Source organism: Iningainema tapete BLCC-T55 (assembly GCF_014698965.1).
Taxonomy (GTDB): domain Bacteria; phylum Cyanobacteriota; class Cyanobacteriia; order Cyanobacteriales; family Nostocaceae; genus Iningainema; species Iningainema tapete.
The window spans coordinates 285,339-310,551 of record NZ_JACXAE010000110.1 but is presented as its reverse complement, the minus strand read 5'-3'; the positions used below and the strand labels follow the sequence as shown (position 1 = coordinate 310,551).

Genomic DNA, 25,213 nt, shown 5'->3' with positions numbered 1-25,213 from the left:
AGCGAAAAGCTACTACCATGCACCATGCACAAGTGCGATCGCTATCATCCAATACCATACACAAGTGCGATCGCCCTCCGTTCAGTGTCCGGTGCAATGCTTTTATTATGCTGTTGTGCTAATATTTACAATGAGATTATCATATGGCTTCAAAAAAAGAAAACAACTAAGAGGAGGACGGGAAATATCTTAATCAACCGTTGAAAGCTTTCGATAGGCTTGAAAAGCACAAATAACTTTGCTGTGTTGGTATAAATGCATTAAAGGGTATGATGGAGTTAGGCAATTGGCAAGAAATAAAATCATTTTGCTTCTAGCTGCTAATCCTAAGGGTACTGCCAGTTTACGTTTGCAGGAGGAAGAGAGGGAAATTAGAGAACGCCTCCGTCTAGCTGGTTATGGGAAAATTCCAATCTATTCCACAGGCGCAACTCGAACTAGAGATATTCAGCAAGCTATGCTTGACTTTAACCCGCAGGTTGTTCACTTTTGTGGACATGGAACAGGGCAAGTGGGATTAGTTTTTGAGGATATAACTGGTCAGGAGAAGCTTGTTAGGTCGGAAGCACTAGCGGGACTTTTTAGACTATTCGCGGATCGAGTTGAATGTGTAATCCTTAATGCCTGCTCTTCAGAAGTACAAGCTCAAGCTATTAGCCAATATATTAATTATGTGATTGGTATGAGCCAATCAATTGGAGATGAAGCTGCTATTGAATTTGCAGTAGGATTTTACGCTGCTTTAGGTGCTGGAAGAACTTATGAATTTGCATATGAAATGGGTTGCAATGCAATCCTGCTCGCAGGTATTCCAGAGAATCTTACCCCAATTCTCTTGAAGAAAAGCACTTTAAAAGAGAAATTAAATCTTACGACTCAAGCAGAATCTACCAACAAGCTTGATCGTCCATCTACAACATCTGCTTTTAATAGAAGCGGAGAAGAATTGAGGAATCAAATTGCCGATAAATCGATTGAAGTCAATAGTAGTCTCAACAACGAGGTTAAATTTGAACTGAACCAACAAATATTAGATGCACAAATGCAAGGACTTTTGACTTTAATCCAACAAAACAATGATGTTTCATCTCAAGCAATAACGGCACAATTAAATTTCATCACTTCTACCTTTGAGTTTGAAGTCGTAACAGTAGATGCTCAAGGCAAGGAGATAAATCGTTGTCAAAAGCAAGCTCATTGCTTTACCAAAGACCTTAGCAATGGTGTGATATTAGAGATGGTTGCTATTCCAGGGGGAACATTTTGGATGGGTTCCCACGAACCTGAGGTAAGGCAATATCCCAATGAGGGACCTCAACACTTAGTCTCAGTAAAACCATTTCTGATCAGTAAGTACCCTATCACCCAAGCGCAGTGGGAGGCAGTTGCATATCTACCAATAGTCTACCAAAAGCTTGAACCTTGCCCATCACGCTTCCAAGAAAAAAATCGACCTGTTGAGCAAGTTTCTTGGCATGATGCTGTTGAGTTTTGTGCTCGTTTATCTGAAAAAACGGGTCATGAGTTTCGTCTTCCTACGGAAGCAGAGTGGGAATATGCCTGCCGTGCTCGAAGCAAAACCCCTTTTCACTTTGGCGAAACTATCACTCCAGATCTAGCCAATTACGACGGTGAATACATTTATCGCTCAGGTCCCAAAGGTATTAATTGTAAAGAAACGACTATAGTGGGAAGCTTTCAAGTTGCTAATGCCTTCGGACTGTTCGATATGCACGGGTTAGTTTGGGAGTGGTGCTTAGATCATTGGCATGAAAGTTATGAAAATGCGCCTACAGATGGAAATGCTTGGTTGAATAGCAGTGACAATCAAGAACGTGTAATACGTGGTGGCTCATGGCGCAATGAGCCTTTATTATGTCGCTCGGCTTACCGCCGACTCGGCAACGCAAATCAGATGCTCTACAACGTTGGTTTCAGAGTTGTTTGCACCCTCCAGCTTAATTTAGAGTCGAAATCTTGACTATCTCATGCCTAACCTTAAGCTATTTGATTCTCTTCTAAATCTGTATCTTTTGAGGTTGAGTGCTGCTTTTTTTGTGCAGCTATTCTACGATACTCATATGCTTGAGGTACTCTTTCATTTTTAAGAATCGTTAAAGCTCCTGTCTGTTGAGATATTTCTTCTACAGTTCGATATATTTCATCAAGTGAGAGTCTAAAGAATTCTCTTCTTTCATTAACTATATTAACTCTTTTATCATAGAAACGCTGATGTAATAGCCTTAAAGTATCTATGGCGTCTTCTGAAAATATTTTTAGGTGAATATCAAATGGAAATGGAACCACAGGTGTCATGACACTAACATATTCATCTGGTTTACTACTTTTTGTCATAGATATTCTGTATATATCTCTTCCAATAGAACCAATATTGGAAATTACAAAAATAACTCCTGATTTGATCATTTTTGAACGCGAAATAGCTTGTTCTTTATCGCTTCTAGCTCTGGCAACTTCTTGTTCTAACTCACTAATTTTTAGCTTTAGCAGGTTTCGTTTCGTTGTTCACCTTCAGATAGTTTTATTTCTTGTATAACCTTTTCAAGCTCTTGTTGATGCTGCTTTTCTCTTTCCGCAGCTTCTTCGACTTCTTGTATTGCCTTTTCACTTGCATCGCGTTCCTTCTTCTCCTGACGAAGTGCTTGTTCCCGATCGCGCTCCTCTTGCTTCTTGCATTCTAATTCATATTTGAGACGTAACTCTTGAAACTTCATATTCAGATATTCTTGCGTAATCTCACAGTCAGTTACTTCTGACAACCTATTGAGTTTTTTCAAAGAGTTTTTAATTTTATCCTCAGACGAGTTGATATTACTATGCTTAACCTTAAGGATTATATCTTCACACTCTGTATTAAAAGTTGTCAGCACTAACTTAAGAAAACTTTTGGTCATACCTGCGTAAACGCTGTTTCACTCGATTCTGCTGAAGTTGTACTTGCATTAATGCACCAGTGAGGACGCATATCACTATTATGAGAAATATTGTCAACATGTGATTGAGTAGCTTTGCTGAAATATCTTATTAATTAATTAATTTAGAGGATATTAGTAGAGCATTGCAAACAACCCCCACAAAACAGGTACACAACTAGGTTCCTGCACTGCACAATAGTATATATCCGTCTTTGCCAGTACATCGACTAACGTTAACAGGTGAACTTTTACTTGTTCGAGATGCGAATGACCAAATAGCAGTTTCCTAAAAGTTTCTTTGTATCCTATGCCTGCCAGCTTTCATTGGTATCCAATCAACGGGTTCAAGCACCTCATACATAAGCATGATACTTTTTCGACTCGCTCAGTCAAGCGACTTGATAATCTTTGCTCTGGTAATTACAATGTTGACTGCATAGGTACACAAGTAGCGGTAAAATAGTTTCCCATCCCGCATCACCTTACCAACGCCCATGCTTTGCGACTACCTGGTACAAATCCTGACTGCCCGTGTGTACGATGTTGCCCAAGAAACTCCACTGGATTACGCCCCGAATTTGTCGAATAGGCTAAATAACAAGCTCCTGCTTAAGCGGGAGGATATGCAGTCAGTGTTTTCTTTTAAACTGCGTGGTGCTTACAACAAAATGGCACAACTGCCACCGGATGTGCTGGCACAAGGTGCGATCGCCGCATCCGCAGGAAACCATGCCCAAGGAGTTGCCCTTGCCGCTCGTCGGTTAGGAACACGAGCAATTATCGTCATGCCCGTGACTACACCCCAAGTTAAAGTGGATGCAGTCAGAGCTAGGGGGGGAGAAGTAGTGTTGTATGGGGATACTTACGATGATGCCTACGCCCATGCCCGTCAATTAGAAGCAGAAAAAGGGTTAACTTTTGTTCACCCCTTTGACGATCCCTATGTAATTGCCGGACAAGGAACCATCGGCATGGAAATTCTACGCCAATACCAGCAACCCATCCATGCAATTTTTGTCGCAATAGGTGGAGGTGGATTAATTTCTGGGATTGCGGCATATGTAAAACGGATACGTCCGGAAATCAAGATTATTGGCGTTGAGCCAGTGGATGCCGATGCCATGTATCAATCGCTCAAAGCCGGACATCGGGTGCGTTTGCCCCAGGTGGGATTGTTTGCCGACGGGGTGGCGGTGCGCCAAGTGGGTGAAGAAACCTTCCGTCTGTGCCAAGAGTATGTAGATGATATTATTCTAGTTGATACCGATGATACTTGTGCCGCGATTAAAGATGTGTTTGAAGATACACGCTCCATTTTGGAACCTGCGGGAGCATTGGCGATCGCCGCTGCCAAAGCTTACGTAGAAAGGGAACAAATCCAAGGACAAACATTAATTGCCGTTGCCTGCGGTGCGAACATGAACTTTGATCGCCTCCGCTTTGTTGCCGAACGAGCCGAGTTAGGTGAAAGACGCGAAGCCATCTTTGCCGTTGCCATCCCCGAACAGCGAGGCAGTCTGCGCAAATTTTGTGCCTGTCTTGGCAACCGTAATATTACTGAATTTAACTATCGCATCGCTGATAAAAAAGAAGCACACATTTTTGTCGGTGTACAAATTCAAAACCGTGCCGACGCCGCAAAGATGGTAGAAACCTTTGAAGGCTGTGGTTTCAAAACCATTGACTTAACCGATGACGAACTGACAAAATTGCATTTGCGGCATATGGTAGGTGGACACTCACCCCTCGCCCACAATGAATTACTTTACCGTTTCGAGTTTCCCGAACGTCCTGGTGCATTGATGAAATTCGTCTCTTCCATGAGTCCCGACTGGAACATTAGCCTCTTCCACTACCGCAACAATGGCTCAGACTACGGACGAATTGTCGTGGGGATGCAAGTACCCCCCCACGAGATGGAACAATGGCAAGCATTTCTCGATACCTTGGGCTATCGTTATTGGGATGAAAGTCACAATACTGCATACAAACTGTTTTTGGGTTAGGCTGCCCTTTAGTTCCGTTAATTGCTAATGGTTAATTGTTAATAGCAATCTCACAATCAACAATTAGCAATTAGCAATTAGCAATTCCCCAATCAACAATTAGCAATTAGCATCGTGGTTTTACTGTTCAAGCACCTCATACTTTTTCCACTCCCTCAGTTAAGCGACTTGACAATCTTTGCTGTGGTAATTACAATGTAATTACTATAAATTGGCAATGGTACTTTGCTATGGGCGCAGTCATTAGGACGCGACTTGTGAAAATTGGTAACTCTCAGGGCATTCGGATTCCTAAACCTCTACTGGAGCAAAGCGGTATTGATGTAGAGGTGGAAATTGAAGTGTGCGACAATAACTTAATTGTGCGTGCAGCACCACAACCCCGCCGTGGATGGGATGAAGCCTTTGCGGCAATGGCACAAAGGTATGATGATGTTCTGCTTGATGATGGGAGCATGACTCTTTGGGATCAAACGGAATGGGAATGGTAGTTCAGCGTTTCGATGTTTTCCTGATTAATCTTGATCCAACAGTGGGTAGTGAAATTCGCAAGACAAGACCTTGTGTAGTTATTTCACCAGATGAGATGAATAGTCATATTGCAACTGTGATCGTTGCGCCTATGACAACCAAAGGTCAAAACTATCCCACACGAGTGGCTTGCCAGTTTCAAGGTAAAAATGGACAAATTGTTCTCGATCAGCTCCGCACTGTTGACAAGACTCGATTAGTTCAACGACTGGGACAAATCAATCAGGATGAGCAGAAGGCAGTCCTCAATAATTTAGCTCAAATGTTTGCCGAGTAACTCTTTGTTAATCGCTAGGGTTGTTAATTGTTGTTAATAGCAATCTCACAATTAACAATCAACAATTAGCAAAGTATTTTACTTGGTTTGAAAGATATTTTGTACCATTTTTTTATCTGTACTCGCAGCCGCTTTATCCAACTCGGCAACTTCGCCTGCGTCTAACTGCCAACCCAAAGCACCAATATTCTCCCTTGCCTGTTCCACAGACTTTGCTCCTGGGATGGGAATGGTTCCTTTACAAATGCACCAGTTGATGGCTACCTGGGACATGGTTTTGTTTCTTGATTGCGCTACCTCTCGTAAAGATGCTAACAATGGACGTATTCCTGGCAATAACTGCCTAAAAAGCAAACCTCGAATACCTTTGGGAAAAGGACCTTGCTCAGAAAACTTTCCTGTCAACAGCCCCAAAGCAAGAGGACTATAAGCAATCATTTTGATCCCCAGTTCATCACAAACGTCTTTTACCCCCAGTTGGGTAACTGGATACGTAGACAGCAGAGAGTACTGAACTTGTAAGGTGGCGATCGCCACTCCGCGCTCGGCAAACTTTTGCTGCACATGTTTGAGCCGTTTCGGTCCATAATTGGATAAGCCTACTCCCAAAACCTGCCCTTGCTCGTACAAATCGGCAAGCCCATCCAAAAGCCCCTCCTCCTGCCAGGGAGCATAATTTGCAGTTGACCAGTGCATCTGTACTAAATCTACATTTCTTCCCAAACGTTGGGCAGATGACTTGCAAGCAGATACCATTGAGGAGCGAGTCCATCTCCAAGGATAAGCGGCAAGCTTGGTAGCAATACAAATATTTTCTTTGCCTTCCCCTGTATATTCCCTAGTAAATTGTCCCAGCAGTTGCTCACTGCGCCCCTTCAATCTCCCAGTTCCGTAAGAATCACCCGTATCAAATAAAGTTACACCGTTGCTGACACAAAGGTCAAAAACGGCTTGCAACTGATTATCCATGCTTTGATCGTATCCCCAGAGCAGTCGGTTGCCCCACGCCCAAGTTCCGCAGCCCATGCTTGGGAGGTAGAGTGCTTGGTTATTATGCATATTTACTATCTGTCAATTCCAAAAAGAAGAAGCTTTTATTAAAATTTATTAAAGCTTATATAATCAAAAAGAGCAAAGGAGTAACGATGGCTACTGAGACTTGTCTGCAAGGGGATATGCGTGAAGCGACAGCACAATTGAAACAGGGAGAGGAACTCACATTCCAATGGACAAAGCAGTGGTATCCAGTAGCCGTTGTAGAATTCCTCGATCCATCTTGCCCCCATGCAATGCAGTTACTGGGAAAGGATATTGTCTTGTGGCGGGATGGCACAGGCAAATGGCGTTGCTTTGAAGATTTTTGTCCCCATCGACTAGCCCCTCTTTCTGAAGGTCGTGTTGAGGCTGATGGCACACTTTTATGTGCCTACCACGCTTGGCGCTTTGATTCTTTTGGTAACTGCGTCAGCATTCCTCAGTCAAAAGACGAGCAGACTGAGGCAAAGCACTGCTCAGATCCTAAGTCATGTGCCGTTGCCTTTCCAACACAAGAGCGTCAAGGTTTATTGTGGGTATGGTCAGAGTCTGGTACACACGCCTTTGTTGAAAGTCAATTGAAGACACCGCGAATTGTTCCAGAACTTGAGCATGACTCGGACAAGGTAGTGCAGCTTTTTTGGAATGTACGCGATCTTGCTTATGGATGGGACTTTTTCATGGAGAATGTGGCAGATCCAGCCCATGTACCTGTCTCCCACCACGGAATTGTTGGAAGTCGGTATAAGGATGCCAAGTACTACGACATGATTCGAGTTCGGGAGATGTCTACCCAGGAAGGGTTCTCCTTTGAAATTACCCCAACTGCTCCAACAATTGAGCAAGCGGTTCATGACTTTCAGCCGCCCTGTCACATGAGAATTGTTTCAACCTTCAAAGATGGCGGGAAACTCATCCTTGTTTTATATGCTACCCCCACCCGTCCTGGATGGTGTCGTCATATCGGATGCCAAGTGTTAGTGAAGAATGAGGCGGGCAAACCGCCGAAAGGTTTGGCATTCTTTGCACTACCGATGCCAACTTGGTTAGGTCATGTGTTGGGGTCTTTGTTCCTGCACCAAGATTTAGTCTTCCTTCATTACCAACAGAAGAATCTAGCCAAACGGGGAAAAGGCAAATGGCTGGATGCAGTCTATACACCCAATCCCCAAGACAAGATGACGATCGCGTTTCGCAAATGGCTGGAGAACAGAGCCGGGGGTGGTATCCCTTGGCAAGGATGTAGTCAGAATCTCCCCCCTGCGGAGGAAGACAAGCAGAAGCTCTTTGATGTATGGACAACCCATACTCAAAATTGCCGAGTTTGCCAGAATGCCCTAAAAAACATTAATCGGCTGGCTGTGTTGGCTTATGTGGCGGCTGTTGTATGCTTGTGTGTAGGTGTGATTGTAGATGCACGGGCTGTAGCGATGAGGGCTGCGCTAGCGAGTGCGGGACAAACTGCTACATCTGTTTTAATTCCCCCTGCGGGATTCTGGTGGGCGCTTGGAGGCACAATCCTATTTGCAACTGTAGGATACTTGCTCAAAAAGTTGAGTCGGCTCTTCTACGTTTATAAGTTTGAACACGCCCACAATCATTGATATATTGCTTGCGATCGCACAGGATTTAATCAAATTCCTACCTGGTTTTGAAGGGCGCGATGCCGCAAAGCGGCATGCCCTTCAGGCATCGCTGCGTCATTAATAAAAGAATATGAAAAAAATTTTAATTTTATCAGCTAATCCCATCAATACAGATAGACTTCGCTTGGATGAAGAAGTGCGCGAAATCGAGGAGTCGTGGGAACGTTCCAAATATCGTTCGCAGTTTGAAGTATTTACTAAATGGGCAGTTCGTATTGACGACTTGCGCCAAGCTTTGTTGGATAAAGAACCACAGATTGTGCATTTTTCTGGGCATGGGATGAGAACTGGTGGTGTAGGTTTAGATAACAACCGGGATACGCTTCCATTACGTGAAGCTGTTCGATTAAATTCACAACCTAGTGGCATAGCTTTGGAAGATGACTTTGGGCGAATGCAACTAGTAAGTACAGAAGCACTAACAGACTTATTTGAGTTATTTAAAGACAAAGTTGAGTGTGTGTTGCTTAACGCCTGCTACTCTGAAACTCAAGCCAAAGCAATTCACCAGCATATTGATTGTGTCATCGGCATGACACAGTCTATCCCAGATAGAACGGCTATTAACTTCTCTACGGCATTTTATCAAGCAATTTTTGCTGGGAGGAACTATGAAGATGCTTTTAAATTTGGCAGCAATAATATTGACCTTCATAATAGCTCAGAATTTTATCCAAAATTTCACAACCGACCGAACTATAAAACTTTATCTTTTCACAACCAAACAAATAATCAGCCATCTAATTTACTTGATCAGCCTACATCTAATACAGCAACACCCGCTACTCAGGAAGATTATAAACAGCGCAAGGTTTTGCTCAATAAAGTCAAAAACTATTGGATTGAAGGCGTTTTAGAAAAGTCATTGCATACCAGGGTGATGATTGAACTGGGTATGGAAGAGCGATTAGACGCAGTAGAACATCTTGGGATTGAGGAACTCGAGCCATCTAGACAAGCACTACCCAAAGGAACAGGGGTAACAGATATCTTTAGTCAGATGGGAGAGGGACGAACTCTTCTGATATTAGGAGAACCGGGATCTGGTAAAACCACAACCCTCCTCACACTGACAAAGCATTTGATTATTAGTACTGAACAGGACTTAAGCCGACAGATTCCAGTTGTATTTAACTTATCTTCTTGGGCAAATAAACAACAAAAAATTGCCGAATGGCTAGTTCAGCAACTCTACGAGGAATATCATGTTCCTAAAGCCAAGGGCAAAGCTTGGGTGGAAAACGAACAACTGCTACTGTTGTTAGATGGTTTGGATGAAGTAAAGGCTGAGCGTCGAGAAGCTTGCGTTCAAGCATTAAATCAATTTATTCGAGATCATGGGCTGACAGAGATGGTGGTGACAAGCCGCATTGGAGATTATACAGCCCTCCGTGCCTCTTTAACACTGCAAAAAGCAATCTGTATTCAATCCTTGACGCCTGAGCAGATTAATCAATATTTGGACAGGGCTGATGAGCAACTGAAAGCTTTGAAAACTCTGCTTGAGCAAGATACTGCACTGCAAGAACTAGCCAAATCTCCCCTGACTCTGGGCATCATGACTCTGGCATATGAGGGCGTTTCAATTGAAGATTTGCCCAATACAAATTCAACAGAAGAACGCCGAAAGCACCTGTTTAATGCGTATATTGAACGAATGCTAAATCGTCGGATAACTGTTCGACACTACTCAACAAGTCGAACAATTCGATGGCTGACTTGGCTAGCACAGCGAATGTTACAACATTCACAAACAATATTTTTAATTGAACAAATACAGCCAACTTGGTTGCAAACTAAGTTAGCAAAAAGAATTTACAACCTGGGGTTTAACTTATTTATTTGTCTACTTTTATTACCTATTTTTGCGCTGATGCCTTCACTTATTTTTTCGCTGATGCGTTCAGTTACTCCGCAGTACATTCTTATAATTTTTATTGGGCTATTATTATGGAGTTTTTTCAAGCCATCGCAGCAAGAAATAAAGCCTGTAGAAACACTGAAATGGGAGTGGCGAAATTTTAGGGCTTATACTCAGCGCTCAGCATCGGACTACTTATTGCGTTGACTGTGGGAGCAAATGCGAGTCCAACGGTTGCACTAATTGCAGGGGTAATTGCAGGGGTAATTGCTTGGCTGATTTTCGGACTGACTGGTTCAGAAATTGAAACAAAAGCATACCCAAATCAAGGCATTCATAAATCAGCCATATATTTTGGGATATTTGTATTGATTGCTAGTCTAATTTTTGGGCTGCTTGCAAAGCTGAGTAATGGGCAAAGTAGTGGGGTAGTTCAAGTGCTATTATTGATACTCGCTATTCCATTTAATTTGGGGGGGCAAGCCTGCATCCAACACTTGATCTTGCGACTCATACTTTACCGCAACAATTATATCCCTTGGAACTATGCCCGCTTCTTAGACTACGCCACTGAACGTATTTTTTTGCAAAAGGTTGGTGGCGGTTACATCTTCATCCACCGCCTGCTGCTAGAACATTTTGCTCAAATAGAGCTAGAATAAGCAAGGTAAATTTTCTCATGTTAACTTCCATACTATATTAATTACAGACCGAACCGTTTTTCATAATTGAGAAATCGACATGCAACGAGAACAACTTGCCAAATGGTTACTCGCTACGGCTGCGCTCTCAACTCTGATCGTTCCTATCGCTGTTGATGCTGTAATTTTAGGCGATGGGCATATGAACAATCCGGCGTGGCTACCTCATGCCAAGCTACACTGTGCGATGTCGTTTTTTGCTGCTATCTCCTTGGGAGGCAGTGCGTTAGCTATTTTGAAGGCTCGTCCGGTGAGCGATCGCTTTTCAATGGGTCTTGCTGCATTTCTCGGTTCTGCATTTTATATTGGATTAATAGCTGCTGGATTTTGGCCTGGAACTTCCTATGGGTTTATTGGAGATCCGGTTCTCGGCGATTTTCCTGAACCTCAATTGGGTGGAATTACAATTTATCCAAATGTTGCGCTTAGTGTAATCACTATCCTAATTGCGATCGCAGGTTATTGGTTAACAAGTCCAGTTAATCAGTCAAGCACAACCAATCAACCAGTAAAAGATAGTTATCCAACACAAAGCTAAATTATTTGACGCTGCTGTTTATCAAACACAGGAGTGGTTTTAACCAAACCTTAAACCACTACTGTGTGCAGCGACCATTAAAGAAAATATTCTATGATTGTATTGAACTCGAAAAACTTCACTGCTGACAATGGAAGTATCAATGGATGCTTTGAGCAAGACGTTAGACACAAAATTGCGTGAATGGCGACCTGATGAAGCCTTTGCAAGTACGGCAATATGTAGCAGAGATCATTGAAATGGCAGATCGGGATGTGCTGGATATTGTACGTTCACGAGTTGTTGAGCAGGAGGTCTTAGATTTACTAGATGAACCCGAAACCAGGTGAAGTCTGGCTTGTTGATTTGGGATTGGCGGCGAAGATGCGACCCGTTGTCATCGTGTCTCGTTATGATTCAAATCCACCGCGAGCGTTGGTTGTTTATGTTCCACTAACAACTCAGAACAGAGGGAGTCCATATGAAGTTGCAGTACCCAAACTTCAGTTCCTAGAGCGGGATTCTGTAGCAAATGTACAAGGGTTGGGTTCTGTACCAACAGTAGTCCTGCCGTAAACTAGGCAAACTGCCAGATGAAGTTATGCTCAAAATCAAGCAAGCTATTTCATTTACATTGGATCTGGAAACTGATAACCAACAGCATAGTCCAACAGAAGCCAATGATTCCCAGGAATACTGATACTTGAACCTGCACTCTGCTATGGATAGCTCAATATTAAGCAATCATCTGCCGAAATCTTTTTAAAACTATCAGTTTTGCAGAATTCCCCAATGAGCAAATTGTGTCATCATTGTCGGCACAATTCGCCAAGCTATTAGAGTCGCCTATGAACAAATATAACTGCGCTCGGTGACTTATGCAAATCCAGTACCGTAGCATAAGTCGATTAAAACGGACTGAAACCCAGCAATAAGCGTCGGTTTTAACCGACTTCAGCTATAAGCCGGGTCACTTGAGTGCATGGTAGAATGAAACAACCCTAGTCTTTGAATCACCCACAAAGTCCAAGATTGCGGTAATCTCTACAATAGTGGGTGAGTAGAATATTACCAATGGCTAGACATAAAAACCAGACGGGTTTTGACTCAAAAGTGTTGCCAGGAGTGACACAGCATCAGCCGTGCGATCGCTCAACGAGCAATTTACTCAAAGGCTCGCGCACTCGAAAACAGCATAAACTACAAACAGTGTTAGGTGCTTTCACCTTCGGAGTCCTTTCTAATCTAGTCATCACAACTCCAGGATTGGGCGCAGAGCAGATTGCCTTTTACTACCCTCCATTTGGTGAATTTACCCTCTCTACACGTTCTTTAGAAATATTTGCTAAAGAAGGTAAGATTACCAGTGAGTTCGGTTTTTATGCTAAACGGATTAAACCAGAGCAATTAGCTCAACTACGAGAGCTGCTTGGGAAGCGATTTGAGGTTACCCCTACTCTGGTGTCTCAATTCACCTACTCACGTATTGGTGAAAATTTGCTCCAACGTATGGGAGAATTACTCAAAACTGAGAAAAGTCAAAATGGTTTCTATGCATTGCGCGGAGCGTTGATTTTATCGGCAGCAACTCCTGAAGGTTTAACTCTTGTCAACGTTATCCGTCGCTATCCCAGTCGCAGTATTCGGCTAAACTTGGGTGGCACTCAAGAAATTATTGGTAACTTGGCAGATTTGCTTAAGCGAAGAGATGCCGTTGTCTTCATAGTCAAGCAAACAGCAGAAGCAGAAGCAGCAAACAGTCCAAAAATTGATTTCTCCCAACAGCCAGATTTGCGACGAGCAGGTTCTTTTCGCTGGCAGAAGAAAAATATTGAGATGGATGATAGGGCAAGAGAGCGCCGTTTCGCTGTAGATTTGTATTTACCTCAAACACAAACTCCTTCTTCTGGTTTTCCTCTCATTGTCATTTCCCACGGCGTAGCAGAAAACCGCGAAACTTTTGCCTATGTAGCTCAACATCTTACATCCTATGGCTTTGCCGCTGCAGTCCTTGAACATCCAGGAAGTGATGCTAAGCGATTTCAGCAATACTTTTCAGGATTAGCAGGTCCTCCAGAAGCAAACGAACTAATCAACCGTCCTCTAGATGTGAAGTTTGTACTAGATGAACTTCAGCGTCTTTCCTCAGAAGATCCTACCATTAAAGGGCAACTAAATCTGCAACAAGTAGGAGCGCTCGGTCATTCTTTAGGAGGTTATACAGCTCTTGCTTTAGCAGGAGCAAGTATAGATTTTCAGCAAGTGCGCAAAGATTGTTATCCTAACCGCTCTTTGAATCTATCAGTTTTCTTGCAGTGTCGCGCTGGTGAGTTACCCCCTGGTAGTTATCCCATTCAAGACCCAAGAATCAAAGCTGTGATGGCAATTAATCCTTTGAATAGTACTATTTTAGGACAAAAGGGAATCAGCCAAATACAAGTTCCAGTGATGTTGGTTGGTGGTAGTCAAGACATTGTTACCCCTGCAGTACCAGAACAGATTCGCCCTTTTACCTGGCTTTCTACTCGTAATAAGTACCTTGTTCTCATGGAGAATGGAACCCATTTCTCTACTTTAGATAAACTAGATACTGGTGAGAACGTATTACCTGTTCCACCTAGTTTAATTGGACCAGATCCGGCGATCGCTCGTCCATATGTCAATGCCCTCAGCTTAGCTTTCTTCCAAACTCATCTGTTGAATCGACAGGAATACCGCCCCTATCTTAGCGCATCCTACGCCCAGTTTATCAGTAAATCACCATTAAACCTGAGCCTGGTACAGTCATTTTCAGCAGAAATGTTAGCACCAATATATGATGGCACCTATCAACAATCCGCCCAAGGTACAAGGTAAACCAACCTGTCTCCTGTAGAGACGTTCCCCCGGAAAGTCTCTACAATTACGATGGTTTTGCTTCACGCTTCTTCTACCTCAAGTTGCGCTGCTGTAACTGCATCAAAAGCGAAAGCTAAAACTAGGGGCATGGGACATTTCAGCACGTAGGTAGATATGATAGCGACGATAGTACCGATCGCTGCTGATATTGACCAAAATATTTCCTCTTTTGTTTGTCCCTTTTGCTGTTTAATCAATCTCAAAACGTGTGTGGGAATTGGTTCTGGCATTACTGCTCCTGGTGGAAAAGCCCAGAAGTTGTTACACCGCTCAATAAATAAATCTGTCCAGCCATTTTCTTGGCACCATTCTTCAATCCATTCATCTGAGTAATGTTTCATAGGGGAGATGACAATTGGTATCTGCATGTTGTTCGGAAAAATAGTCATAAATAGGCGATCGCTGATAGATTTGGCTATTGCTATATAAATCTAGATAATTGAATTATTTTTAAGCTTTGTTAAGCACATTAAACATCTGTAATAGTTATCAAATAATGCTTTACTTAATCCAAGGCTAACAGGATATAACGCCAACTTGCTTTAAAAGAAAATAAACTTTACCTGGAGCGTGGTAACGTAATATTTCTCAATAATAAAGTGAATCCAGAAACCCGACAACTTTTACGAAGTTGGGTTTCTAACTTATCCAAAACGCCTAAATAGCTGCCCTCTGCCTTTTTTCTGGTAAACTAACGTGTAGCGACCTTTACATACAATTGGCTACCCCATATGTTCTGGCGGCAACTAACAGCGATTCTTGTAGCGATTAGTATATTTTGTTGGGCTACACCAGCACTAGCAGATTGGACTCATCCGCTATCATTTAGTAACGCGGAGTTGACAAGACGCGACTTCTCTGGTCAAACTTTGCAAGCGTCTGAATTTTCTAACGCTAATATGGAATTGGCAAACTTTGCTGGGGCTGACTTGCGGGGAGCAGTTATGAGTGCTTCTGTAATGACGAAGGCAAATTTACACAGTGCGGATTTAACCAATGCACTGCTAGATCAGGTAAACTTAACAGGGGCTGATTTAAGCGATGCCATTTTCACAGAAGCTCTTTTACTTAGGAGCATATTTACAGATGTAAATATTGCTGGAGCAGATTTTACTGATGCAATTTTGGATGGGGCGCAAATTAAGGAACTGTGTCTTAAAGCAAGTGGCATGAATTCTCAAACAGGCGTGGAAACTCGTGATTCTCTAGGGTGCAAATGAAGCGTGTTGGTGTAATTGGTGGCGGACAATTGGCATGGATGATGGGGGATGCTGCTAAGAAATTAGGAGTAGAATTGGTAGTACAAACTCCAAGTGTTCAAGATCCTGCAGTCAGCATTGCTGTTGACACCGTTTTCGCCCCAGTAGATGATGCAAGAGCTACAAGTGAGTTAGCCAAAAAATGCGATGTCATCACCTTTGAGAATGAGTTTGTTAATCTAGAAGCTTTATCACTCTTAGCTCGTCTTGGGATTTGCTTTCGTCCCAGTTTAGAAGCATTATCTCCCCTTTTAGATAAATATCATCAACGTTGCTATTTACAAGAATTGGGTTTACCAGTACCAAAATTTTTTGCCCCCACTCCCTCTGTCCCCCACTCCCTCTGTCAGCTAGGTTTTCCCCTAGTTTTGAAAGCTCGTCGTCACGGTTATGATGGACAGGGTACGTTTATAATTGAAGATGACGATAGTCTGAGGGAAAAATTACAGGGCTTAGGTCAAGATAATTTTTTATGGGAAGAATTTATACCTTTTGAGCGGGAAATAGCAGTAATTGCGGCGCGATCGCTCACAGGAGAAGTTACCATATACCCAGTGGTAGAAACTCAACAAGAGCAGCAGGTGTGTCGGCGGGTGATTGCACCAGCTAATTTGCAGCCAAAACAGGTTGAGGAAATAGAACAGATAGCTCACACTATACTGAGTAGTTTAGCAGCAGTGGGAGTTTTTGGCATTGAACTATTCTTAATTGGCGATCGCCTTTTAGTCAACGAAATAGCTCCTCGCACTCATAACTCTGGGCATTTCTCCCTAGACGCCTGTAAAACTTCTCAATTTGAGCAGCACCTCCGTGCAGTTTGTGGTTTACCTTTGGGCGAAACAGATTTGATTTGTCAGAGTGCTGTAATGGTGAACCTATTAGGTTACGAAAATGCCCACAGCGACTACACAACAAAACGTTCCCTAATCGCGCAGATTCCTCGCTCTCACATCCACTGGTATGGTAAAGAGTCACGCCCAGGACGTAAATTAGGACACGTTACCGTTTTACTATCTCATCTTGACTACGATTGGGCAAGTGCGATCGCTCAAACCATAGAATCCATCTGGTATCCCCACCCGTAGATACGCCCCGGTGGGGCGTCTGGTAGATTTGCCAAAAAAATTTCCATTTAGAACACACAAAATCGAATTGAAGGCTATAATGGGGTAGTTGCACTGCGACGTTGGTGACTGCCATCAAGTTTTTTGATCTATGCCTTTAATGATAAGGGAACCATAGAACGCTCGTGGCAGTAGACCGGGCATGTACCCGGAAACTTTAAACGAGATTATTGGTACCCACCTGGTTTAACCAGGTCATAAACTTAGGTAAAACGGCGTTGCGGTGAACTTAAAAATTAGCTCCCAGAGTCGGTTAAGACTTGGGAGCTTTCAAATTATTAGAATTATTTATATGTATAATAAGTAATTAAAAATTGCTAGTCAACAATTTAATACTGATACTAAACCAGTATTTTAGTTGAATTAAATATACTAAGAACATAGACGCTCATTCAATAAATGGAGTCCTCATCTTATGTAGAAAAATAAGTCTAACTTGCTGCTAATTTAGCTCTCAATTAGAGTTAAAATCTTCATCAATAGGTTTAAATTGTGGTTAAAGCCTAAAAAGTTGTTACAAGAAAAAAATATTGTGTTTCCAGCTTCAGTCTTGAAACTAAACAATGGTTTAACATTTATTCATCAAGAAATCCCCACCACACCTGTGGTTGTAGCAGATATTTGGGTACGTGCCGGTGCAAATAATGAGCCAGAGCAATGGATGGGCATGGCGCACTTTTTAGAACATATGATTTTTAAGGGTACTGCCATGTTACCCCCAGGAGAATTTGATCGGGAAATCGAAAATCGGGGCGGGGTAACAAATGCGGCAACAAGTCATGATTACGCCCATTACACTCTTACCACAGCGAACATTTACCTGTGTGATACTCTACCCTACTTATCGGAATTACTTTTAAATGCAGCGATTCCAGAAGATGAATTTATCCGTGAACGGGATGTTGTACTAGAGGAAATTCGTCAAGTACATGACGATCCAGATTGGATAGGATTTCAGTCTCTAATTTCCAGTATATACCAAAATCATCCTTATGGACGTTCGGTACTGGGAACTGAGCAAGTATTGATGCAGCATTCACCGCAAGCAATGCGTTGTTTTCATCGCACTCATTATCAACCAGAAAATATGACAGTAGTGATAGTCGGGGGCATCGCTGAAGCACAAGCGTTGGAATTAGTCAACGATACTTTTGCTAACTTCGCGCCTCGTTGTAGTGATTTTCCCAAAAGGGAAGAAGTGGCAGAACCAATCATAGCTGGAATTAGGCGCAAAGAACTTTGCTTACCTCGACTAGAGCAGGCACGATTATTGATGGCGTGGGCAACACCAGGCGTGGAAAAACTGCGGGTATCCTACGGTTTAGATTTACTATCAGTATTATTAGCAGAAGGACGAACCTCTCGTCTAGTGCGCAAATTACGAGAAGAATTACAACTAGTTCAAGGTATATGTAGTAATTTCTCTTTACAAAGAGACTCTAGTTTATTTACAATTACAGCTTGGGTAGATGTAGAACAAATAGAGCGTGTTGAGTTTCTCATTCGCCTTCTTTTAAATGATTTACTTGAATATGGAATAAGCGAGTCGGAATTAGCACGATGCCAAAGGCTACTATCTAATGATTATGCTTTTTCTACAGAAACACCAAATCAAATTGCTGGGCTTTATGGTTACTACAACACAATTGCCTCGGCTGAGTTAGCAGTGAATTACCCAAAACAAATTCAATCATTTACTACCCAAGAACTGCAAGAATTAGCACAAGAGTATCTTTCTCCTGAGCGTTACGCAATTACTGTACTCAAACCCTCCAACAGTTGACAGTTGACAGTTAACAGTTGACAATTCCCCAACCAACAACCAATAACCAAAACATGACAACTTCGCTCGCTAAATCAACAATCCATCGCACTGTGTTAAATAATGGCATTGTGGTGCTGGTGGCAGAAAATCCGGCGGCAGATATTATTGCAGCAAGAATTTTTCTCAGGGCGGGAAGTTGTTATGAAACATATGAGCAAGCAGGGTTAGCGCATTTACTATCAACAACCATCGCCAAAGGATGCGCTAACCTCTCCAGTTTTGAAATAGCCGAGCGCATCGAGTCACAAGGTGCTTCTTTGAGTGCAGATACTGCAGCTGACTACTTTTTATTGTCTTTGAAAACGGTAACGGCAGATTTTGCGGAAATTTTAACATTGGCAGGACAAATTTTGCGCTCGCCAACTTTCCCAGAAACAGAAGTAGAATTAGAGCGCAAAATCGCCCTCCAAGACATTCGCTCACAAAAAGAGCAGCCCTTCTCCGTCGCTTTCGAGCAACTGCGACAGATGATGTACCAAAACCATCCCTATGGGCTATCGGCTTTGGGAGATGAAACAACGATGAGCCGCATTACTCAAGCAGATTTGGTAAATTATCATCAAACCTATTTTCGTCCAGATAATATGGTGATTAGTATTGCAGGCAGAGTAACACCAGCAGAGGCAATCGTATGGATAGAAAAAGTTTTTGGTGATTGGCTTGCTCCTAATAACCAACCATTGCCCACATTAAATTTACCAGCAATCAAAGTAGAACCGCAGCGTAGTCTTACCCCGCAACAAACACAACAATCAATCTTGATGTTGGGTTATCTCGGCACATCAGTAGATTCTCCTGACTACGCTGCACTGAAATTGCTGTCTACATACTTGGGAAATGGACTTTCCAGCCGCTTGTTTGTGGAATTGCGCGAAAAACGTGGCTTAGCATACGAAGTATCTGCATTTTACCCCACAAGATTGTACCCAGCATCATTTGTAGTTTACATGGGTACAGCACCAGAAAACACCAAAGTAGCACTTTCGGGATTAAAAGCCGAAGTAGATTTGTTATCTACTACTCAATTAGAAGAAAGCGCCCTTACTGCTGCTAAGAACAAAATACTCGGACAATATGCACTAGGTAAACAAACCAACGCGCAAATTGCTCAAGTTTATGGGTGGTATGAAATTTTGGGATTGGGAATTGATTTTGATAGCCAATTTCAACAGGCGATCGCGGCTGTCAGTGCTAGTGATACAATAGACGTAGCTTGTCGGTATTTACGGGAACCTTATGTGTCCTTAGTCGGTCAAGAAGAAGCAATTAACAATGCGTGAAAAGTAGCCGAGTTTTCAGAAATTTTTACTTTGTTTACTGGACAACAGTGGCTGTAGTATTAGCATGATACCGGGGGGAGCTAAATCCATGAAAGGCACAACAAAGGCAGAAGGCAGATGGCAGATGGCAGAAGAGACAAATAGGAGGAGTTTAGAACTTCGACTAATTAATTTCAAAAATTTGGTGGGGGTATTAAACCCAGATGGAGCAAGGAATAAAGGGCAAAGCAAAATTGCTTCTGCCTTCTGCCTCCTGCCCTCTGCCTTCGTTGGCTTTTGTGCGCCTCTAGTTCTTGGTTTTGGCGTAGTATCAATGCTAGCACCACAAGCCACAGCCCAAGTAACGACGATGGGAAACATCAACCGCCCAAACCTCAAAGCAGGTAGTAAGGGAGAATCAGTATCGGAACTTCAAGCAGCTTTGAAACTCTTAGGCTTTTACAAAGGTACAGTGGATGGTTTCTATAATAATGCAACTGCTAGCGCTGTTTCCCAGTTTAAACAATCAATTGGCTTGAAACCAGATGGCATCGTTGATGCTAGTACTTGGCAAGGACTTTTCCCGAATGATCCCATCGTAGCATCAACAGAATCATCTACGAGAGCCAGAAATTTTCCTGTGCCAACAGAAACTAACACTACCACCCAGGTTAATAATTCCGACGACGAGTCAACAGCAACACAAACTACCACTACTAGAGTAGTTGATTCCGACAACGAATCAACAGCAACACAAACTACCACTAATACTACTAGAGTTACTAATTCCAACGAACCAAGACCAACAACACGAACCACTACTAGAGTTACTAACTCTAACAACCAGCCAAAAACGACAACACGAACTACCACTAATACTACTAGAGTTAATCCCAGAAACGAACCAAGACCGGCAAAACCAAATACAACTAGGGAACAAAGAACTTCCTTACAACAATCATCGCCTACAAGAACGCAAGTTACTCGCACTCAGTCAACGATTCGGCAATCTAACCCCAATCGCAATCAGTCATATGCTCGCACTCAGTCAACTACCAGAACAACTACTTCCTCTGGTGTTCAATATACTTCCGCAGGATTGCCAATTTTGCGTGTGGGAATGAGTGGCTCTGAAGTTGTCAGGTTGCAACAACGTCTACAAAGACTTGGTTATATAGATGATATCGACGGTGATTTTGGTGCAGAAACTGAGGCGGCAGTTAAGTCTTTACAACGGCGCTATGGTTTGGAAGCTGATGGTGTAGTTGGTGGGGCTACTTGGGATATTCTCTCGCGGCGAGGTAGGGTGAATTGAATCTAACCCAGAGCAGATTTTGCCAGTAAATAAATAACTCTATCACCTGCGACTGATGTACTCACTCCTGGTTAATTTACACAATCGTTATGTAACTAACGATTGTAATTTAATTTCAAGGAAAAAAATGACTTCTGAAAATAAGAATAACATCAATAACCCAGCAGCCGCAATCCCTGGTATGGGTTATCCTGGAGAAGAAGCAGCCACTAACTCTGTAGGTGGCAATTATTCAGATACCGCCGAAGATTTGAATGATTCTAGCCATGATGAAGATAACGTTGATGTGCCAATCCCCCAGTCTTTTGGCGAAGAAGATGAAAATATTGTCGATCGCCAATTAGGAATTATTAGCCGCGTCGCTGGTTAATAATTATTTACCATCGCCGATGCACTTAGATAAATTATCTGTGTGCATCTGTGTTAATCTGTGGTTGAATTTACATTACCACAAAATTTTATAAAAAACTCTATGCTTCACTTTATCATAACTTGGTTGGGAAGTGCGATCGCATTGCTAATTACTGGATACATAGTTCCTGGCTTCGTCGTCAAAAACTTAGGTGTCGCCCTTTTAGCCTCAATTATCATTGGGCTAGTCAACGCCTTAGTGCGACCAATCTTAGCAATTCTAACATTTCCCATCACCCTTTTTACCTTCGGTTTATTTTTATTTGTTGTCAACGCTTTGAGTCTTTGGCTAGCAAGCGCCCTCACTCCTGGCTATGGTTTTGAAATCAACGGTTTTGCTGCTGCTTTGCTAGGTTCCATTGTACTATCAATTGTTTCTAGCATAGTTAACTATTTCCTCAGAGCAATTGAATAAAGACTGCGCAACCGCTACCGTTACCATCCCCTGCGCCGAGAAACGAAAAACTTGTTTGGGAACTAATAACCTCACCTCAACAGAAACCCGGTTTCTCTGAGAAACCGGGTTTCTAAAAGAAACGGCACATAAAGCCGCAGCCTCAGCAACACTAGGAGTTCCCACAGATTCTCCCACAACTAGGTTCGGATTGGGGACAGAAACCGTGCACAAAACATCAGCCGAAAAAAACTTTAAAGGCAAATTGCGACTTTGGCAAAATTGCACCAAACCAACTTCATTCCTCTTGGTGTCTATGGTAGCAAAACCTGCAATCGCACTTCCTAGCAGTTGATTGTCTCTAAACACTTGCCCAATTGCCATTTCAATTATCTGTTGTGAAGTTCCCCTCACACAACCAATTCCCACCCACAACTGTGGAGATATTGCGCTCATTCCTGCGCACCTACAGCTTTCAACATCCGCACTATCCGCCCATACCCATTAAACTCGGCTAACATCAAAGCTGTATAACCACCGTGGTTTTTCAATTTCGCATCTGCCCCTGCTTTCACCAACAATTGCACCGCTTCACCGTAACTCCGCGCCGCCGCCCACATTAACGCTGTTGCTCCTGCCCCATCTTGCCAATTCACATCTGCTCCCTTGGCGACAAGCAACTGTATTATATTGATGTGGTTGCGTTCTGCTGCTTTAATCAAGGCAGTTTTACCATCATCACCTTGAGTATTGACATGCGCACCTGCATCTAACAACAACTTTACTATTTCAATGTGTCCTTGTGTAGCTGCTAGTGTTAACGGTGTCTCACCCAAATTTTTCTCATTAACTTTTGCCCCACTACGCAAAAGTGCTTCAACTATTTGGCTGTGTCCTTGTAATGCTGCTATTAGTAAAGGTGTATCGCCTAAATTGTTTCTTTTGTTGACATCCGCACCTCGACTAAGCAATACGAACACTACATCGGTGTAACCTTCCACAACTGCCAGATGTAGAGCCGTTTCACCATCTTTATCTTGAGTATTTACATCTATACTATCAGCCAGTAAAGCTACTATATCACTGTGTCCTGCTGCTGCTGCCGCTGAAAGTGCTGTTCCCCCATCGTGGTTTTGTGCTCTTACTTTCACCCCCGCTGCCAACAATGCTTGTACAACATCTTTATTTCCTAAATCTGCCGCCACCATCAATATGGTTTCGCCTTCTTCATCTTGGACATTGACATCTGTACCAGCTTGTAGTAATGCTTCCACTACAGGGGTATGTCCGGAGCGTACTGCCAATTTTAAAGCAGTGTCATCATCTTGATCTTTAATATTTACATTCGCACCCGCCGCTAGTAAAACTCGCACTACGTCAACGTAACCTTTTAAAGCTGCTGCCATCAAAGCAGTGCTGCCATCTTCATTTGTTGCATTGACATCCGCACCACTTTGTAGTAAAAATTTAACTGTATCAACTTCATTGGCACTAGCCGCTAACATCAAAGCCGTCAAACCATAACGTTTTCTCTTCAGGTTAATATTTGCACCACTTGCTAGGAGACTTCGCACAATTTCGGTATAGCCGAAACTTGCCGCCAACATTAACGCTGTTGTACCATCACTGTCAACCACGTCTACTTTAGCACCAGATGCCAGTAGTGTTTGTACCCGCTTGATATCGCCACTTTTAGCTGCCTTCAACAGTAATATATCGTTATTTTTATTCATTTTCTCCCCCACTCCCCTACTCCCCCACTCCCCTACTCCTTATTCCCCATCTTCTCATCTCCCGATCCCAATTAAGGTTATGCTAATTTTTATAAAGATTTAAGACTAGAGGAGAGCTTATGAATTTGCCACTATCACCAGAAGTTAAATATTGGTTAAACTTTTTCCACCCCGTCTTGATGTGGGCATTATTGCTACTTTCCTTTTATGCTGCTTATTTAGGACTACAGGTACAACGAACTAGAAATGCTCAAGGCGAAGAAAAGAAAGAACTAATCAAAGGTAAGTATAACGTCAAACATTACCAAATTGGTTCGATCATCTTAGCCTTGATGGTGCTTGGCTCCATTGGGGCGATGGCTGTCACCTACATCAACAACGGTAAATTATTCGTCGGCTCTCACCTGCTTGCAGGATTGAGTATGACAGGTTTAGTAGCAATTTCTGCTTCCCTATCTCCTTTTATGCAAAAAGGGGCAAACTGGGCAAGACTTTCTCATATCTTATTAAACTTCGTTCTTTTGGGACTTTTCCTTTGGCAAGCACTCACTGGTGTGGAAATTGTCCAAAGAATTCTTAGCCAAGCATAGGTAGTCAATTTTCTAAAACGCCCACGGAACAAAGGCTATAAGCCAGGAACTACACCTACGTGGGCTGAAGAAACTTTCATAGGCACAGCTACGGCAGCCTTTGTTCCTATAGCGACACCCTAGAAGGGTGTCGGATTTTGGTGAAGGTTATGATCCCAAAAACCGGATTTGTGGGCAATTAGAGATTCACAAATATAAACGAGGATTGGTAAGTATTTATTTTTTCTGATAATGATTAAAATCTATACCTTGAGACTGATGAAAATCTTCTTGAACTTTGCGAGTTAAACGACGAGACACTTGACGCACAATTTGATTGAGTAAGCGATCGCCAGTAGATTGAATCAAAGATTTGGATAACCGCTGAATAAACTTAGGAAAATGAACATAAACAGTCAGATCCAATTCCCATTCTACACGAGTAACATCAGACTGTTCTACTAACCGTAAAGACGAGTGATAGTCTACATCATAACCGGGGGGTTGATAACCCGGAACAGGGATAGTACGAATGCGGTAAACGTTTTCTTGTGGAGGTAAAAGTTCCAAACCCACTTTTGGCTCTACCTCATAACCAAAAGAACCAAAGCGACCGATGGTTAAAGCATAGCCATTTTCCCCCAACTGTTCAACCTTCATTGGTTCAGCACAACGGGAAAACCATGAAGAGTGACTATTGAGATACTCAGCAACAGTGCTAGAAGAGGCGTACATTTCCATAAAGTCGCTATAACAGCCGTGAAACTTGGTTGCTGTCAATGTTTCTATGGCTATCTCTTCCGGATTAGACGCAGAGGAAAAAACAGCTTTTGTTTCCAAGGATTGGTACTCGTGGTTTTTGGAAAGCATAAATGCGTTCAAACGTGATTCTTTGAGCGTTTACCTAAATTAATGA

25 protein-coding genes, 1 other RNA gene and 1 pseudogene are annotated in these 25,213 nt (G+C 42.6%); 20 read left to right on the top strand and 7 right to left on the bottom strand.

The annotated features are described in order from the left end of the window. Window positions 1-286 precede the first annotated feature (286 nt). Window positions 287-1,981 (top strand): SUMF1/EgtB/PvdO family nonheme iron enzyme, encoded by a 1,695-nt coding sequence (locus tag ICL16_RS37545; RefSeq protein ID WP_238361125.1) that lies wholly within the window; start codon window positions 287-289, stop codon window positions 1,979-1,981. Window positions 1,982-1,998: 17 nt separating this feature from the next. On the opposite strand, the gene ICL16_RS37540 is transcribed toward ICL16_RS37545, so the two are convergent. Together ICL16_RS37540 and ICL16_RS37535 are read right to left on the bottom strand one after the other, a co-directional pair. Beyond that, a complete protein-coding gene (locus ICL16_RS37540; RefSeq protein ID WP_190836650.1) occupies window positions 1,999-2,427 on the bottom strand; it encodes a GIY-YIG nuclease family protein in 429 nt (142 codons plus the stop codon). 77 nt (window positions 2,428-2,504) lie between these two features. Then, window positions 2,505-2,915 carry an SNIPE associated domain-containing protein gene (locus ICL16_RS37535; RefSeq protein ID WP_190836649.1) on the bottom strand — a complete coding sequence of 137 codons (411 nt, stop codon included), beginning with the start codon at window positions 2,913-2,915 and terminating at the stop codon, window positions 2,505-2,507. Between the two features lie 515 nt (window positions 2,916-3,430). On the opposite strand from ICL16_RS37535, the gene ilvA reads away from it, so the two are divergent. The 3 genes from ilvA to ICL16_RS37520 all read left to right on the top strand — a co-directional run bounded on the left by ilvA (window position 3,431) and on the right by ICL16_RS37520 (window position 5,750). Continuing rightward, window positions 3,431-4,942 (top strand): threonine ammonia-lyase, biosynthetic, encoded by a 1,512-nt coding sequence (gene ilvA / locus ICL16_RS37530; protein ID WP_190836648.1) that lies wholly within the window; start codon window positions 3,431-3,433, stop codon window positions 4,940-4,942. A 257-nt stretch (window positions 4,943-5,199) separates the two neighbouring features. After that, window positions 5,200-5,433 carry an AbrB/MazE/SpoVT family DNA-binding domain-containing protein gene (locus ICL16_RS37525; RefSeq protein WP_337907197.1) on the top strand — a complete coding sequence of 78 codons (234 nt, stop codon included), beginning with the start codon at window positions 5,200-5,202 and terminating at the stop codon, window positions 5,431-5,433. Beyond that, entirely contained in the window at window positions 5,427-5,750 is a 324-nt protein-coding gene (locus tag ICL16_RS37520) for a type II toxin-antitoxin system PemK/MazF family toxin (RefSeq protein WP_202895907.1), read from the top strand. The genes ICL16_RS37525 and ICL16_RS37520 overlap by 7 nt, the downstream gene beginning before the upstream one ends. A gap of 78 nt (window positions 5,751-5,828) precedes the next feature. On the opposite strand, the gene ICL16_RS37515 is transcribed toward ICL16_RS37520, so the two are convergent. Continuing rightward, window positions 5,829-6,809 carry an aldo/keto reductase gene (locus ICL16_RS37515; RefSeq protein WP_190836645.1) on the bottom strand — a complete coding sequence of 327 codons (981 nt, stop codon included), beginning with the start codon at window positions 6,807-6,809 and terminating at the stop codon, window positions 5,829-5,831. 86 nt (window positions 6,810-6,895) lie between these two features. On the opposite strand from ICL16_RS37515, the gene ICL16_RS37510 reads away from it, so the two are divergent. The 7 genes and pseudogenes from ICL16_RS37510 (at window position 6,896) to ICL16_RS37480 (ending at window position 14,366) form a co-directional block, all read left to right on the top strand. Continuing rightward, on the top strand, window positions 6,896-8,389 hold the full coding sequence (locus ICL16_RS37510; protein ID WP_190836644.1) for an aromatic ring-hydroxylating dioxygenase subunit alpha: 1,494 nt from the start codon (window positions 6,896-6,898) through the stop codon (window positions 8,387-8,389). Window positions 8,390-8,501: 112 nt separating this feature from the next. Further along, window positions 8,502-10,499, top strand: a complete 1,998-nt coding sequence (locus ICL16_RS37505) for an NACHT domain-containing protein (protein ID WP_190836643.1) — start codon at window positions 8,502-8,504, stop codon at window positions 10,497-10,499. Between the two features lie 2 nt (window positions 10,500-10,501). Beyond that, entirely contained in the window at window positions 10,502-10,954 is a 453-nt protein-coding gene (locus ICL16_RS37500) for a hypothetical protein (protein ID WP_190836642.1), read from the top strand. 79 nt (window positions 10,955-11,033) lie between these two features. Continuing rightward, window positions 11,034-11,531, top strand: coding sequence for a hypothetical protein (locus ICL16_RS37495; RefSeq protein WP_190836641.1), 498 nt, complete (start codon window positions 11,034-11,036; stop codon window positions 11,529-11,531). A 142-nt stretch (window positions 11,532-11,673) separates the two neighbouring features. Continuing rightward, window positions 11,674-11,860 (top strand): annotated as a pseudogene (locus ICL16_RS37490) (hypothetical protein). After that, window positions 11,841-12,086 (top strand): type II toxin-antitoxin system PemK/MazF family toxin, encoded by a 246-nt coding sequence (locus tag ICL16_RS37485; protein ID WP_238361124.1) that lies wholly within the window; start codon window positions 11,841-11,843, stop codon window positions 12,084-12,086. Before ICL16_RS37490 ends, ICL16_RS37485 begins: the two are co-directional and overlap by 20 nt. Before the next feature lie 498 nt (window positions 12,087-12,584). Beyond that, a complete protein-coding gene (locus tag ICL16_RS37480) occupies window positions 12,585-14,366 on the top strand; it encodes an alpha/beta hydrolase (RefSeq protein ID WP_190836640.1) in 1,782 nt (593 codons plus the stop codon). 62 nt (window positions 14,367-14,428) lie between these two features. Here the strand turns inward: ICL16_RS37480 and ICL16_RS37475 are convergent, their stop codons facing one another. After that, window positions 14,429-14,749, bottom strand: coding sequence for a slr1957 family protein (locus ICL16_RS37475; RefSeq protein WP_190836676.1), 321 nt, complete (start codon window positions 14,747-14,749; stop codon window positions 14,429-14,431). Between the two features lie 390 nt (window positions 14,750-15,139). On the opposite strand from ICL16_RS37475, the gene ICL16_RS37470 reads away from it, so the two are divergent. From ICL16_RS37470 to ICL16_RS37435, 8 genes are all read left to right on the top strand, one after another. Beyond that, window positions 15,140-15,628 (top strand): pentapeptide repeat-containing protein, encoded by a 489-nt coding sequence (locus ICL16_RS37470; RefSeq protein ID WP_190836639.1) that lies wholly within the window; start codon window positions 15,140-15,142, stop codon window positions 15,626-15,628. Beyond that, the gene (locus ICL16_RS37465) at window positions 15,625-16,752 is read left to right on the top strand and encodes a 5-(carboxyamino)imidazole ribonucleotide synthase (RefSeq protein WP_190836638.1); all 1,128 of its coding nucleotides are present in this window, start codon (window positions 15,625-15,627) and stop codon (window positions 16,750-16,752) included. Before ICL16_RS37470 ends, ICL16_RS37465 begins: the two co-directional genes overlap by 4 nt. Before the next feature lie 87 nt (window positions 16,753-16,839). Then, window positions 16,840-17,022, top strand: a non-coding RNA gene (ssrS, locus tag ICL16_RS37460) — 6S RNA. Between the two features lie 301 nt (window positions 17,023-17,323). Further along, window positions 17,324-18,574 carry an insulinase family protein gene (locus ICL16_RS37455; protein WP_190836637.1) on the top strand — a complete coding sequence of 417 codons (1,251 nt, stop codon included), beginning with the start codon at window positions 17,324-17,326 and terminating at the stop codon, window positions 18,572-18,574. Window positions 18,575-18,627: 53 nt separating this feature from the next. Then, window positions 18,628-19,896: a M16 family metallopeptidase gene (locus tag ICL16_RS37450; protein WP_190836636.1), complete on the top strand. Its 1,269-nt coding sequence runs from the start codon at window positions 18,628-18,630 to the stop codon at window positions 19,894-19,896. An 88-nt stretch (window positions 19,897-19,984) separates the two neighbouring features. Continuing rightward, complete coding sequence (locus ICL16_RS37445) at window positions 19,985-21,190, top strand: peptidoglycan-binding domain-containing protein (protein WP_238361122.1); 1,206 nt, start codon at window positions 19,985-19,987, stop codon at window positions 21,188-21,190. Between the two features lie 127 nt (window positions 21,191-21,317). Next, the gene (locus tag ICL16_RS37440) at window positions 21,318-21,560 is read left to right on the top strand and encodes a hypothetical protein (RefSeq protein ID WP_190836679.1); all 243 of its coding nucleotides are present in this window, start codon (window positions 21,318-21,320) and stop codon (window positions 21,558-21,560) included. 102 nt (window positions 21,561-21,662) lie between these two features. Beyond that, on the top strand, window positions 21,663-22,016 hold the full coding sequence (locus ICL16_RS37435) for a phage holin family protein (protein WP_190836635.1): 354 nt from the start codon (window positions 21,663-21,665) through the stop codon (window positions 22,014-22,016). On the opposite strand, the gene ICL16_RS37430 is transcribed toward ICL16_RS37435, so the two are convergent. Further along, window positions 21,969-22,451, bottom strand: coding sequence for a cobalamin biosynthesis protein (locus ICL16_RS37430; protein WP_190836634.1), 483 nt, complete (start codon window positions 22,449-22,451; stop codon window positions 21,969-21,971). The two genes, ICL16_RS37435 and ICL16_RS37430, sit on opposite strands and share 48 nt — an antisense overlap. Next, a complete protein-coding gene (locus ICL16_RS37425) occupies window positions 22,448-23,728 on the bottom strand; it encodes an ankyrin repeat domain-containing protein (protein WP_190836633.1) in 1,281 nt (426 codons plus the stop codon). The genes ICL16_RS37430 and ICL16_RS37425 overlap by 4 nt, the downstream gene beginning before the upstream one ends. A 119-nt stretch (window positions 23,729-23,847) precedes the next feature. Between ICL16_RS37425 and ICL16_RS37420 the strand changes: the two genes are divergently transcribed. Beyond that, window positions 23,848-24,318: a DUF4079 domain-containing protein gene (locus tag ICL16_RS37420; protein ID WP_190836632.1), complete on the top strand. Its 471-nt coding sequence runs from the start codon at window positions 23,848-23,850 to the stop codon at window positions 24,316-24,318. Between the two features lie 216 nt (window positions 24,319-24,534). Here ICL16_RS37420 and ICL16_RS37415 read toward each other — a convergent pair whose 3' ends face one another. After that, entirely contained in the window at window positions 24,535-25,167 is a 633-nt protein-coding gene (locus ICL16_RS37415) for a DUF1997 domain-containing protein (RefSeq protein ID WP_190836631.1), read from the bottom strand. Window positions 25,168-25,213 lie beyond the last annotated feature (46 nt).

What these genes read in the sequence shown, in the direction of transcription:
- ICL16_RS37540 (WP_190836650.1), bottom strand. Translation starts at nt 2,427, where the DNA reads ATGATCAAATCAGGAGTTATTTTTGTAATTTCCAATATTGGTTCTATT.
- ICL16_RS37535 (WP_190836649.1), bottom strand. Translation starts at nt 2,915, where the DNA reads ATGACCAAAAGTTTTCTTAAGTTAGTGCTGACAACTTTTAATACAGAG.
- ilvA (WP_190836648.1), top strand. Translation starts at nt 3,431, where the DNA reads ATGCTTTGCGACTACCTGGTACAAATCCTGACTGCCCGTGTGTACGAT.
- ICL16_RS37520 (WP_202895907.1), top strand. Translation starts at nt 5,427, where the DNA reads ATGGTAGTTCAGCGTTTCGATGTTTTCCTGATTAATCTTGATCCAACA.
- ICL16_RS37515 (WP_190836645.1), bottom strand. Translation starts at nt 6,809, where the DNA reads ATGCATAATAACCAAGCACTCTACCTCCCAAGCATGGGCTGCGGAACT.
- ICL16_RS37510 (WP_190836644.1), top strand. Translation starts at nt 6,896, where the DNA reads ATGGCTACTGAGACTTGTCTGCAAGGGGATATGCGTGAAGCGACAGCA.
- ICL16_RS37505 (WP_190836643.1), top strand. Translation starts at nt 8,502, where the DNA reads ATGAAAAAAATTTTAATTTTATCAGCTAATCCCATCAATACAGATAGA.
- ICL16_RS37495 (WP_190836641.1), top strand. Translation starts at nt 11,034, where the DNA reads ATGCAACGAGAACAACTTGCCAAATGGTTACTCGCTACGGCTGCGCTC.
- ICL16_RS37485 (WP_238361124.1), top strand. Translation starts at nt 11,841, where the DNA reads ATGAACCCGAAACCAGGTGAAGTCTGGCTTGTTGATTTGGGATTGGCG.
- ICL16_RS37480 (WP_190836640.1), top strand. Translation starts at nt 12,585, where the DNA reads ATGGCTAGACATAAAAACCAGACGGGTTTTGACTCAAAAGTGTTGCCA.
- ICL16_RS37475 (WP_190836676.1), bottom strand. Translation starts at nt 14,749, where the DNA reads ATGAAACATTACTCAGATGAATGGATTGAAGAATGGTGCCAAGAAAAT.
- ICL16_RS37470 (WP_190836639.1), top strand. Translation starts at nt 15,140, where the DNA reads ATGTTCTGGCGGCAACTAACAGCGATTCTTGTAGCGATTAGTATATTT.
- ICL16_RS37465 (WP_190836638.1), top strand. Translation starts at nt 15,625, where the DNA reads ATGAAGCGTGTTGGTGTAATTGGTGGCGGACAATTGGCATGGATGATG.
- ICL16_RS37450 (WP_190836636.1), top strand. Translation starts at nt 18,628, where the DNA reads ATGACAACTTCGCTCGCTAAATCAACAATCCATCGCACTGTGTTAAAT.
- ICL16_RS37445 (WP_238361122.1), top strand. Translation starts at nt 19,985, where the DNA reads ATGAAAGGCACAACAAAGGCAGAAGGCAGATGGCAGATGGCAGAAGAG.
- ICL16_RS37440 (WP_190836679.1), top strand. Translation starts at nt 21,318, where the DNA reads ATGACTTCTGAAAATAAGAATAACATCAATAACCCAGCAGCCGCAATC.
- ICL16_RS37435 (WP_190836635.1), top strand. Translation starts at nt 21,663, where the DNA reads ATGCTTCACTTTATCATAACTTGGTTGGGAAGTGCGATCGCATTGCTA.
- ICL16_RS37430 (WP_190836634.1), bottom strand. Translation starts at nt 22,451, where the DNA reads ATGAGCGCAATATCTCCACAGTTGTGGGTGGGAATTGGTTGTGTGAGG.
- ICL16_RS37425 (WP_190836633.1), bottom strand. Translation starts at nt 23,728, where the DNA reads ATGAATAAAAATAACGATATATTACTGTTGAAGGCAGCTAAAAGTGGC.
- ICL16_RS37420 (WP_190836632.1), top strand. Translation starts at nt 23,848, where the DNA reads ATGAATTTGCCACTATCACCAGAAGTTAAATATTGGTTAAACTTTTTC.
- ICL16_RS37415 (WP_190836631.1), bottom strand. Translation starts at nt 25,167, where the DNA reads ATGCTTTCCAAAAACCACGAGTACCAATCCTTGGAAACAAAAGCTGTT.